This is a genomic window from Nostoc sp. 'Peltigera membranacea cyanobiont' 232, from assembly GCF_002245985.1.
GTDB lineage: Bacteria > Cyanobacteriota > Cyanobacteriia > Cyanobacteriales > Nostocaceae > Nostoc.
Genome location: NZ_NOLK01000210.1, coordinates 1 through 11613, shown reverse-complemented (window position 1 = coordinate 11613; position 11613 = coordinate 1). Strand labels below are relative to the sequence as shown.

8 protein-coding genes, 1 rRNA gene, 2 pseudogenes and 1 CRISPR repeat array are annotated in these 11613 nt (G+C 41.3%); of the genes and pseudogenes, 5 read left to right on the top strand and 6 right to left on the bottom strand.

What is annotated here, in order from left to right:
* Positions 1–331 precede the first annotated feature (331 nt).
* Positions 332–619, top strand: a complete 288-nt coding sequence (gene cas2 / locus CDG79_RS36155; protein ID WP_094346395.1) for a CRISPR-associated endonuclease Cas2 — start codon at positions 332–334, stop codon at positions 617–619.
* A gap of 268 nt (positions 620–887) precedes the next feature.
* Positions 888–1712: direct repeats of the CRISPR family, unit length 37 nt; unit sequence ATTGCAATTCATCAAAATCCCTATTAGGGATTGAAAC.
* A gap of 56 nt (positions 1713–1768) precedes the next feature.
* Here the strand turns inward: cas2 and nifH are convergent.
* The 5 genes and pseudogenes from nifH to CDG79_RS36130 form a co-directional block, all read right to left on the bottom strand.
* Complete coding sequence (gene nifH, locus CDG79_RS36150; RefSeq protein ID WP_094346394.1) at positions 1769–2659, bottom strand: nitrogenase iron protein; 891 nt, start codon at positions 2657–2659, stop codon at positions 1769–1771.
* A 1322-nt stretch (positions 2660–3981) separates the two neighbouring features.
* Positions 3982–4842 (bottom strand): DUF72 domain-containing protein, encoded by an 861-nt coding sequence (locus CDG79_RS36145; protein ID WP_094346393.1) that lies wholly within the window; start codon positions 4840–4842, stop codon positions 3982–3984.
* A 385-nt stretch (positions 4843–5227) separates the two neighbouring features.
* Positions 5228–5833, bottom strand: coding sequence for a DUF4360 domain-containing protein (locus tag CDG79_RS36140; protein WP_094346392.1), 606 nt, complete (start codon positions 5831–5833; stop codon positions 5228–5230).
* Between the two features lie 756 nt (positions 5834–6589).
* Positions 6590–7243, bottom strand: a complete 654-nt coding sequence (locus CDG79_RS36135; protein ID WP_094346391.1) for a pentapeptide repeat-containing protein — start codon at positions 7241–7243, stop codon at positions 6590–6592.
* 130 nt (positions 7244–7373) lie between these two features.
* Positions 7374–7869, bottom strand: a pseudogene (locus CDG79_RS36130) (hypothetical protein).
* 840 nt (positions 7870–8709) lie between these two features.
* Between CDG79_RS36130 and aroF the strand changes: the two are divergent.
* The 4 genes and pseudogenes from aroF to CDG79_RS36110 all read left to right on the top strand — a co-directional run.
* Positions 8710–9594, top strand: a pseudogene (aroF, locus tag CDG79_RS36125) (3-deoxy-7-phosphoheptulonate synthase); the annotation flags it as partial.
* A gap of 418 nt (positions 9595–10012) precedes the next feature.
* The gene (locus CDG79_RS36120) at positions 10013–10405 is read left to right on the top strand and encodes a pentapeptide repeat-containing protein (RefSeq protein WP_094333124.1); all 393 of its coding nucleotides are present in this window, start codon (positions 10013–10015) and stop codon (positions 10403–10405) included.
* A 96-nt stretch (positions 10406–10501) separates the two neighbouring features.
* Positions 10502–10990, top strand: a complete 489-nt coding sequence (locus CDG79_RS36115) for a DUF2243 domain-containing protein (RefSeq protein WP_094346389.1) — start codon at positions 10502–10504, stop codon at positions 10988–10990.
* A 105-nt stretch (positions 10991–11095) separates the two neighbouring features.
* Positions 11096–11413, top strand: a complete 318-nt coding sequence (locus CDG79_RS36110; RefSeq protein WP_189525251.1) for a hypothetical protein — start codon at positions 11096–11098, stop codon at positions 11411–11413.
* 95 nt (positions 11414–11508) lie between these two features.
* Here CDG79_RS36110 and rrf read toward each other — a convergent pair.
* A 5S ribosomal RNA gene (gene rrf, locus CDG79_RS36105) occupies positions 11509–11613 on the bottom strand; the annotation flags it as partial.

Genomic DNA, 11613 nt, shown 5'->3' with positions numbered 1-11613 from the left:
TCCCCCACTGAGAAAGAGTTTACCCTTCCCCGCGCTATGTCCATTATCTTCTAGCAGGCGTTGATAATGTACTGGCAAATGTGCGCTGTTTTCCCATGTGCGTTTCCAGTTTACTCTCTGGGGATTCAGGCGAGATTATTAAGTAAGTACCTCATGAACCAAATCGATAAATATCCCCCTTTAGTTCTCAAATAAGGGACTTCCAAATAAAAAATAATCAATCGCTTTGGGGAGACAAGGGAGAAATATTGCTACCTTGTCCCCCTTCCCTTGTCTACCTTGTCCCAATTCCCCATTCCCAATTCCCCATTCCCCATTCCCCATTCCCTTCATGTATATTGTTGTCAGCTACGACATTCCAGAAGATAAGCGTCGAACTAAAATCCATTCAATTCTCAAATCTTACGGACAATGGATGCAACTGAGTGTGTTTGAATGTGATATCACTCCCACTCAGTATGCTAAACTGCGATCGCGTTTAGCAAAATTGATTAAACCCGACACCGACAGCGTGCGCTTTTATTTTCTCTGTGGCTGTTGTCAGGGAAAAATCGAACGTATTGGCGGAGAACAGCCACGAGACGAAACAATTTTCTTTGCTGAATCCGCTTCTGGCTAGGTTCCTCCATCTCAAATGCGCGGAGGGGTAGGTGTACAAATCCCACAGCCTCAAAAAAGTGCTTCTATCCCAACTTCAGTAAGGCTTTCAACCCATTAGTTGCCTACTCCTCATCCGCGCAATCTCTGAAATGCTTATCAAAAAACGATTTCAGCCTTTAAATTTTCCTGGCGCTCTTTCCAAACGAATCCTCTAATGCTATGATTGCCCTTGAACCGCGAAACTGCACCTTGAAAACTAAATACAGCTTGGGTTTCAGCCTCCTGCCATTGCAATTCATCAAAATCCCTATTAGGGATTGAAACGTATAAGTGGTGGTAGTGATGGCAATAAATCAGAATATTGCAATTCATCAAAATCCCTATTAGGGATTGAAACAGTTCCTTTTGAAACCTTAAACAACCTTTGCAAATTGCAATTCATCAAAATCCCTATTAGGGATTGAAACGAGCCGTGCTAACCAGATGCAGAGTGCTGGGTAGATTGCAATTCATCAAAATCCCTATTAGGGATTGAAACATGTTCTCAATTATATTTTGCACCCTGACAATCTTATTGCAATTCATCAAAATCCCTATTAGGGATTGAAACAAGAAAATGCATATTCACAGAGGGAATTTATTAAAGATTGCAATTCATCAAAATCCCTATTAGGGATTGAAACGGGACAGCGGCAACTGGTGCTTTATTAAGATTAAGATTGCAATTCATCAAAATCCCTATTAGGGATTGAAACTTTGAAGTAACTCAGATGTCGCCAGAAGACGGCGAATTGCAATTCATCAAAATCCCTATTAGGGATTGAAACGGAGAAACTCCACAACTAATGTCAGTGCCAGAATATTGCAATTCATCAAAATCCCTATTAGGGATTGAAACCCGACTTCGCTCTTGGGATAGGAGCAATCCATCAATTGCAATTCATCAAAATCCCTATTAGGGATTGAAACTCAAAAATTGACCCCATAGCTTCATTACCGCTAAATTGCAATTCATCAAAATCCCTATTAGGGATTGAAACCTGGATTATCAGTTTGTAGCAGTTGTGTACGTGCTATTGCAATTCATCAAAATCCCTATTGGGGATTGAAACAAAAATTGGGGAAAGGGTGGGCTTAGTGCCCACCCTAGATCATTGTCTAATTGGTACTATACAGGTGCTTCAGTAGCAGTCTTACCAACCAACATTGCAGCATTTTCCTCGCTTTCGAGGATACCAAATTCAATCAACAAATCTTCTAACTCTTCCATCTCGATAGGTGTGGGGACAGTCAGATTCTTGTTGTTGATGATCTTTGTACCTAATGTCCGATATTCATTAGCTTGGTTACTGTCAGGCGCATACTCGTTAACAGTCATCCGGCGCAATTCTGCGTGTTGCACAATGTTGTCACGAGGTACGTAGTGAATCATTTGGGTGTTCAAGCGTTTTGCCAGGGTTTCGATAAGATCGATTTCCCGGTCAACGTTACGGCTGTTACAAATCAAACCACCCAAGCGCACACCGCCAGTATGAGCATACTTGAGAACACCACGAGCAATGTTGTTAGCAGCATACATCGCCATCATTTCACCAGAGGTAACGATGTAGATTTCTTGTGCCTTACCTTCACGGATAGGCATAGCGAAACCACCGCACACAACGTCACCCAAAACGTCATAACTTACAAAGTCAACATCTTTGTAAGCACCGTTTTCTTCTAAGAAGTTGATAGCGGTGATAATACCACGACCGGCGCAACCTACACCAGGTTCAGGGCCACCAGACTCCACACAACGGACATCCCGGAAACCGGTCAGCATTACTTCTTCGAGTTCAATATCTTCTACAGCGCCACGTTCAGCAGCTAATTGAAGAACGCTTGTTTGAGCTTTACTGTGTAGCATCAAACGGGTAGAGTCAGCTTTGGGGTCGCAACCAACAATCAGGACGCGCTGACCCATTTCTGCCATTGCTGCTAGGGTGTTTTGAGAGGTGGTAGATTTACCAATACCGCCTTTACCATAGAAAGCTATTTGTCTAATTTTTTCGTCAGTCATGGTTGTGTTTTCCTACAATGATTTAATTGATGGGTTTGGAAGCTTGATATGAGATATTCACCCTTGGAACGTAGGGAAGTAGAGCCTGTTGGCGTTGACGTGTAGCAACTTGTTACTAGACATCACACCCCGACAAAAACAGTTAAAATCAGAACATATTTACCCACAAAGCGATCGCTCAAGGGATAGAGAAATCTCCATCTCCTAATAAAGAAGCCTTTAAAACATTGACTTCAGCATTGTCAGTTGTTGTAACAGAATCCCAAATGGTTGCTCAAGCCTCAAGAGTGGTTGCAGCAGGAATTCAAACGAACGCAGATTTGTTCCATGAACCACACAACCAACCAAATTGCAATCCACTCTAAATGGTCGCTGCAACTTCTCTGATTTTGCAGATGTCAAGTCGCCAAGAACCTCTATAGCGCTTCTCGTTTCGTGATTGATACAGCAGGATAAATTCCAGCCAAAAAGTGATAGCTATAGGTGCAGTACTATAATGCCTGCACAGGCAATCCCTAACACTCTGGCTTAGATAATATCTAGGTGACTTTTGACAGGATGGTAAATTCCTGAAAATTGTGGAACGACACCATTCTGCTTGAAATTTGCGTTCTAAAAATCAGCAACTGCTTCAACTTAGTCTTGCGGTTGAAAATGTTTGCCCCCGCAAGACTAAGTTTGTAAATATTCTGTATTTCTATTGATTTGTCAGGCTGTACTAAGAGTCTTTCTTCCCAGACTCCAAGAGTAATCGCCTTTGGTAGGTAATAATGCTCTAGCTAGGTTAGCCAACTCTTATTGGCTTAGACCCAGATAAATTTCAATTGACTTCAAGTTGTTACAAAGGCTACGATCCTACTCAATCTAGTTTTAGATTTTTGTTACAAAAAGATGTAGCGATTTTAAGGGGGACTTACCAGAGCAAAAAAACTTTCTTGAGCTTGCCTCAAACTTGTCTTGAAGTCTTTTTGTGTTTTCACTGTTTTGATTCCTATAAAAACCATAACATACATCTCACTAATTTATTTGCTGAATATCAAATTATTTATCTACTCATCAGAACATTATCCTTAGAATCTTTAATAGTCATAAGTTACGCGCTCCTTGGTTGCCATTTAGGAAAAATATAGTGATAGCAAATTTGTGCAGTTAGATACTTTTGGGTATTTTATAAAAGTATTTAAAACTAATGTTTTACAACAAAAACATAATTTGTTATTTTTTCACTGCAAAACTTCGTCATGAAAGTAGATTAAATAAGAAACTATTTATAAAGTAAATATTTAAGTAGGTGTGTTAAGGCTTTAACCTAACACACCGTGTTATGTAGACCATAAACTCAGCTGATTGGGAGGATGCTCAAGATTATTCCAAGGTAGGGGTGGAACTGGTACATTACTCTGTTCTAATAGCTGTTGGAAGTGACGCGCTATGTTAGGCGATCGCGCTTCTATTGGACAATGAACAAAGAAATAAACTCGCACTCCCGTCTGTAACCATTGCTGAATCTGCCTTAGCCATTCTTCCATAAAGGGCTGATTCACTGATAAATTTGGATGGGAAATAAATCGAATCAAAGTAAAAGGTGCTGTGACACTCAATTGCAACGGTAATTTTGGTTTCCGCCGTTCCGATTGCAACTGGGGGTCATCATCTCCAGTATAAATGGGACGTGAGTCTAACAAGACCCGTCCTACACCTAGCTTTTCTAAAAGCGCCGTCAAATTACTAGCATGGGGTTCCCTGAACCAGTCAGGATGACGAACTTCCAGCGCTAGAGGTGCGTCTGTACGCGGCCAAGCTTCCAGAAAATTAGTCAAATCTTCAAGCAATGTAGGTGCATAACTCGGTGGTAACTGGGCAAATATCGGGCCAAGACGCTTACCTAAAGGGCGCATCCCCTCCAGAAATTTTAAAGCCGCCGGAATATAAGGTTGCAGCAACCCTTGATGAGTAATATCTCGCGGTAATTTCAAGCAAAATTCAAAACCTGCTGGGGTTTCGGCAGCCCAACGAGTTACAGTTTCTTGGTTAGGCACTGCATAAAAGGTGGTGTTACCTTCTACAGTGGTGAAGCGACGACTGTAAAGATGGAGAAAATCGGTAGTGCGAGTCCCTTGGGGATAGAGTTCGCCCACCCAACCTTTATATGCCCAAACAGCACAACCAATAAAAAAGTTCACAGTGCCTAAAGCCTTGATGTGTCATATTCAATTTTACAGGTAGGTTGTAGGAATGGATCGGGCTAGGTTAGATTCCCGACTGCAAAATATTTGATATTAACAAATTTGAAAGCTTGAATACTACCAAAATCGTTAGTGCATAAACTTAAATTAGGACTTACGCATCAAGTACGAAATGTAGGGGCAATCCCCTGCGGGAAGCCACCTTGCGCGTACATGAATTGCCCCTACGAAAAATCAAGGCTTTTACTGCCTTTTTGCCTAAGTTCTATTACAGCAGTTTTCATGTATTTGAACCACATCTGCCATAAGGGCACAGCATTGCTGTGCCCTTATGGCGTGGTCTATTTACCTAAAAGTTTGTTGCTCGCAGCTTTGAAAAGACTTAACGACACTGACGATATTTGACGTGATAAACTAACCCTCGGTGGGCGAGGTCAAAGGAGTCAACAGTCGCCATCCCTTGACCACTGGCAGTCATTGCAGCATTCACCCGCATATTTACACTGTCGCCACAGCGTGACCAAACATTAGCCACAGTTACTAATTGATCGCGAACGTTGTAATCACTTTCGCCTTTAAATGTCCGAGAAAAAACAGGGCCACGCTGACCAGCAAAAAAGTACTCTGCTCTGAGTCTGCCAGTTGTGGCAGGAGCAACATAGCCCCGATAATCAGCATCGTAGAGGGAAATTTGAAAGCCTTGGGGGATTTTTATTGGAATGCTTAAGTTACAGCTTTTGCGTCTTTCTTCTGCCTTATTGCCTACAGCTATAAACTTATCAAATAGAATACTTAGCTCTTGACCATCGGGACTGACACTTACACTAGCAGATCCTTCAGGGCAGCCATTACCACCATATTCTGCACTTACAATTTCCACTTTGTCGTTAGCAAAAGCAGGGCCGACAGAAGCTGTTATCAATGTAGCCGCAGCTAGAAAAGCTTTGATACAGTTGATAGATGTTGTCTTGAAATTTTGATTATTCATAACTCACCTGTTTGAAGTATTTTGGACAGTATTAGTTCCAAATTTGTTGCGGCTGATTCCGAAAAACTGATTGTTAAAAAATCAGTATCAACCATATTTAAATGGGCAGACAAACCCATGTATAACTTATAACAAGTTGCTGGATTTTTGATATGGATAAAGAATCTACAATAAACTTATTTCCGGTGAAATAATCAACGCATTAATAGGGCAAGTATCAATTGGTAAAATGGACTAATTCGCTTCAAAAAGCCTAAACATAGTCTATTAAAGCTATTAGCAAAAACTCAAAGCTATCGAAAGGTTAGCTGTTTAACCTGCCGAAGCTACATCTGGATATTGAAGTTTAGGTAACTAGAATTAAACTGAATTCCTGATAGAAGTATCTAAACAAAAGTCAGTATCGTGAGTCAGAATAAATACGCAATTTATGTATTACTGCTGGAGAAAAAACAAGAGTTTCCCTCACTAAATAAAATATTTAGCAGTCTACAATTAGCGATATTTTGCCTCTAATTAATTCTAATTTTTGACTTTTAACTTCTTAGTCAAGCCTTGGATATTTAATCTGTACTTGCTTAATGACTAAAGATTTTATGTTATGTTCCCGTAAAACTAACTAGGCGATCGCAATTGATGATTTAACCGCAAAATAGGCGCACAGTATTACTTATGCGTTCCAACTTAGGTACTTCCACTAAAAAAACTGGGTAGCACATCTGTGCTACCTTACTCGATGTCGTAGCGCAACCTTAGTTATTGATAAATTGCACCATCAGGCATAATTGCCCCAGCTAAGTTAGCGCCAATTAGTTTAACCAAAAGGCGCTCACCAGAGCGAATTCGCGCTCCCGTCAAATCGGCTCCTCGCAAGTCGGCTCCACTGAGATCCGCTCCAATCAAATTAGCCGCGCGTAAATTCGCCTCCCGAAGATCCGCTAAAAGGAGGTTTGCTCGAAATAAGTTTGCTTCTGATAAATTCGCACCTCTGAGGTTGACTTTGTGCATAAAAGTGTCACTGAGATTAGCACCACTCAAATTGGCATAACTCAGATTTCTGCCAGATAAGTCTTTGTTGCTCAAATTTGCCCGACTGTAGTCTTTGCCACTCAAATCTGAGTTTTGCTTTGGTGGTGGCTGGATTGTTTGAGATGGTGGTTGCTGTTGAGGTGGAGGTGAAGGTGAATTAGATGTGGTTTGATGTTTGGTTTTTAGAGAACGCAACTTTTCACGAGCTTCATTTATGGCTTTCAGCTTGTCTTGTGCTTTCTGCTGTAAACGGAGATTGTCTTTGGGAATGCGATCGGGATGCCAAACAAAGACTAAATCTTTGTAAGCCTGGTTCACTTCCTCAAGTGTTGCTCCAGGCTCTAATTCCAAAATTCTATAGTACCGCTCCAGATCGCTCATACGATATTTTGGTGGACAATCAACTTAATTATCAGTGATGGAGCTATTTATTCGCTGCATCATTATGTCATCGATCGTGGGGGATTGGGCATTGGATATTTCTTTGCTGCTACTCTAACTTCCTACTTTCTCATCTTCCCATCTCCCCATTTCTCCATCGAGCGATCGCTCTCAAATTATGCTGCAACTGGAATCTGATAAATTTCAATCACAATCCAAACAACAATTGATAAATGTGATAGGAAAGTTAATATAGTCCAAATATAGGGCATCCAGGTAATAGGTTCTTTGAGATTAGCAGGAAAATAGTAAGCTACTATGCCAATTAGAGTAGTGGGAAGAATTACAAAAACTGCTGCTGCTAATCCATAACCCCAACCTAATTCCACCCCTTCTAACTGGCCTTCTGTCCAACTAAACCCATTCCAACGCCAAGTTAAGGGTGGTTGCCTAGATGGCATCTTGATTTGCTGTATTTCTAAGTTGACTGTAAAAATCTCTTGACAAAAGTCACAAGCCATAGCTTCCATCAACGGCATGTGAGAAATCTTACCTATCCGACAGACTGGGCAGGGGTAAACTCCATAATAGTCGAAAGATTGGGCTAAGATTTTGGAACTGGGCATAATGAAACTGATGATCCTAAAAAGTTGATCTGGCTAATGAGGAATTGGGTAAGAATAATGTGTAGCCATTGTCAATTGTCTGCAATTAGCTTTCGCAAGTTAAAGTGACAAGTCAGGAAAATTACAGCAGTTTTTTTCCATGAAGTATAAAGTTACAGGTTTGGAGGCAGAAGATAGAAACTCTTTATATATATCTGGTTTTGAGTCCTGCATTTTGTATCTCACTTCAAAAGTAAACTACTGTATATATATTTTTAGGAGTTACGCATTCGCAAGAAATACCAAATATAGATGACTTGAAAAACCACATCTGTCGTAGGGCAATTCATGTAGACGCAAGACGGCTCAAGGCAAAGTATTGCCAGCGGATCTTCACTCCTACAGTTGTACTGAGTCTATCGCTTTTTTATGGTTTGTTGGGGGTCTTGACACCACCTAATCTTCCTGTTAATGTTAGCTTAAATAGGCATATTTATTAAGTTTTCCAGCAAAAGCCGCACAAATGCTTGACACAAATTCCTACTTTTATTTTTGGTATAGGGTGGTTCACCGGGAGTGAATCGAGTTTCCTAATGGAAACCGCCCGGTGAACCGCAGAGCTAACTCTGCGGTTTTTGTTGTTTTAAGGAGAATTTCATCGTCATGACTTATTTAAGTAGCTGGTTTTATGGCTTTTACTTTTGGCCCAGAGTAAGTTCCGGGTAAGTAGCGTCATGTCGATGAATCAGAACGCGCCCGGAACTTTTCAAAGGTTCCGGGCTTTTTTGTTACTGGGGACTGGGGACTGGAAAACAACTCTTACCTTAATTCCCAGTCCCTAATTCCCAATCTTTAACTTTTCAGGAGAATGAAATCATGATTAATGCCAAACTTGCCGCACAATCTCATCCCAACCACCAGACAATCGTTAAAATTTCAGAAAAAGTCGCTTTCGGAGGCGAAGAACTGGTAATTATTGGCGGCCCTTGCACCGTTGAAAGCTTAGAACAAATGGAGATAGTCGCCCAAAAACTATCTACTGCATCGGTGCAAGGGTTACGTGGCGGTGTCTACAAACCTCGCACATCTCCTTACGCTTTCCAGGGGATGGGTGAGTCAGGATTGAAGATTTTGGCAAGAGTGCGATCGCATTACCTTATGCCAGTTGTCACTGAGGTGATGTCAATTTCTCAAATTGAAGTAGTCGCCGCCCACGCTGATATGCTGCAAGTTGGTAGCCGCAATATGCAAAACTTCGACTTACTCAAAGCTTTGGGGCAAGCTGGTAAACCAATACTACTCAAACGTGGTTTAGCTGCGACAATTGAAGAATTCGTCATGGCTGCTGAATATATCCTCAGCCACGGTAATCCTGATGTGGTGTTGTGCGAACGCGGTATCCGCAGCTTTGATGATTACACTCGCAATGTCTTAGATCTAGGGGCAGTGGCAGCACTCAAGCAAATAACTCATTTGCCTGTGATTGTAGATCCTTCCCATGCGGTCGGTAAACGGTAACTAGTAGCACCTGTGGCTAGGGCTGCGATCGCTTGCGGTGCAGATGGATTAATTATTGAATGTCACCCAGAACCAGAAAAATCTGTTTCTGATGCCCGCCAAGCCCTCTCTTTAGAAGATATGGTGCATTTAGTTGATAGTTTAAAGCCTGTAGCAAAAGCCGTTGGGCGTAGTATATCAGATGTCGGGGCGGGTTTATCACCTGCCCCGATTTTTTGTGCTGCTTAAATTTCAGTTGAGGCGATCGCTTAAATGTCTGAGTCCAAATATTTCTTTTGGCTTAAAGACAAACTGCGATCGCCTTCGTAAAATCAAGTTGAAGCTCTAAGCTATTACATTTTTTCTCAAGCAATTTTTGCAACACAACCCTACATATACGAATAAAGTCAAAATGGCTTCATACCAAAGTCATAACAACTTAGTACAAAAGTCACAAGATTTTTACAACAATTTCTTCCACGTAACAGACAAATACCCAGTTTATCCATGTTTTATCAATGATTGTGACCAGATCAATCAAAAAAACCTACATGACACGAGTAAAAGGAGAAAATACCAGATTAGGTTTGAGGGTTCTGGCTGTTTATGCAGCTTAAATGGATAAAGTCGAGCTTAGTATGGAAGTGATAACCTGTGAGGCTGTTATATGCCTGAAGTGAATTCTCAACAACCCATAAATACTGCCGCTACTCTTGTGGAGAGTTATGCAGCAGGAAAACGGGACTTTAGTAAAGCGGAATTAGGTAATGCCGATTTGCAAGCCATTAACTTGAAAGGTTCTGATTTCAGTTATGCAGACTTTAGTGAAGCTAACCTAAGTGGCGCTAATCTTAGAGGAACTGACCTGAGTTTCGCCGATCTGGGTCAAGCTAACTTAAGGGATGCCGATCTTAGGGGAGCATTGTTGATGTCAGCGAATCTCCGCCAAGCCGATCTCAAAGGAGCAAAGCTGGAAAAAGCAGACTACGATCGCAGTACCCATTTTCCCCAAGATTTCGACCCAATAAAAGTGGGTATGCAGATTAAATTTGAAGATTGATTAATTTAAGTTGAACGATCTTACTTGCCTCAAGATAGAGATTTTTCTTCCAAAAGAGTTGTATTTTTGAAAGAAAGCCTATCTATGAGGTTGACAATGGAGGCGAAAAATGAAACCCTCAATCGACGCACACCACTAATTACCTCTGGAATTTTTCTTGGCGTGGGTCTTGGAGGGTTTATTGATGGAATTTTACTGCATCAGATCCTCCAGTGGCATCACATGCTTAGTAACATTCGACCTTTGACAAACATGGCGAATATAGATTTGAACATGGTATGGGATGGGTTATTTCATACCTTGAATTGGGTATTCACCGTGATAGGACTTGTGTTGCTATGGCGTGCCGGAGGGCGTGATGATGTTCCTTGGTCATCACAGACTTTTATTGGGTCAATATTGATTGGGATTGGTTTGTTTGACTTGGTTGAAGGTTTAATTGACCACCAAATTCTCGGTGTCCATCATGTGAAACCAGGCCCAAATCAGTTAGCTTGGGATCTAGGATTTCTTGCATTCGGTGCGCTACTTGTTGTTATCGGCTGGATAATGATAAAAAAAGAGTCAAGAGTCATTAGTCAATAGTTTTGGGCATAGGGCATAAGTTATTCTCCCTTGTGCCCTTTGTCTCCCACTTATCTACTCCTCTACCCCTCTCTATGCCGTACAGATACTTTTGAAGAAACTAGCTTGAGTTGGCAGTTATCTCAATTCCAACAACAACCAGGAGAATGGTGGGAATACCAGTTTTACCGCTTTGAACGGGCTTTACCAGAATTACCTACTGGATGGTCAATTAGCCCAAGGCTTGGTGAGTTGCTGAAATTCCTGTTTTGGCTGGTAATAGCCTTATTTATAGTTTGGATAGGTTGGCGATCGTGGCGAGAATTTAGTCCTTACCTATATTCTTGGCTGAAGAAAAGTGGCAATCTCACTGATTTTCGCGTAAAAACTCACTCTAGTGAGTCATCCATAGACATTTTGTTGGAGCCAAGAGAAGAGGGATAACTAAATAGAAGAAAGAGTGAAAGTCAAAAGAAATAATTAAAAAATAAAAGCCTTCTCATTTTCAATTTGAGGAGGCTTTTAGTTTGTATAAATATGCCTGGCACCGAGCTATTTTTGCGTAGGGCTACCCCTAAACTATCGTTGCCGCAACAGCGTTTCACCTCTGAGTTCGGGAAGGGTTCAGTGTGGTTCCACCGCGC

Coding starts and splice junctions, on each gene's coding strand:
- cas2 (WP_094346395.1), top strand. CDS start 332: ATGTATATTGTTGTCAGCTACGACATTCCAGAAGATAAGCGTCGAACT.
- nifH (WP_094346394.1), bottom strand. CDS start 2,659: ATGACTGACGAAAAAATTAGACAAATAGCTTTCTATGGTAAAGGCGGT.
- CDG79_RS36140 (WP_094346392.1), bottom strand. CDS start 5,833: ATGAATAATCAAAATTTCAAGACAACATCTATCAACTGTATCAAAGCT.
- CDG79_RS36135 (WP_094346391.1), bottom strand. CDS start 7,243: ATGAGCGATCTGGAGCGGTACTATAGAATTTTGGAATTAGAGCCTGGA.
- CDG79_RS36120 (WP_094333124.1), top strand. CDS start 10,013: ATGCCTGAAGTGAATTCTCAACAACCCATAAATACTGCCGCTACTCTT.
- CDG79_RS36115 (WP_094346389.1), top strand. CDS start 10,502: ATGGAGGCGAAAAATGAAACCCTCAATCGACGCACACCACTAATTACC.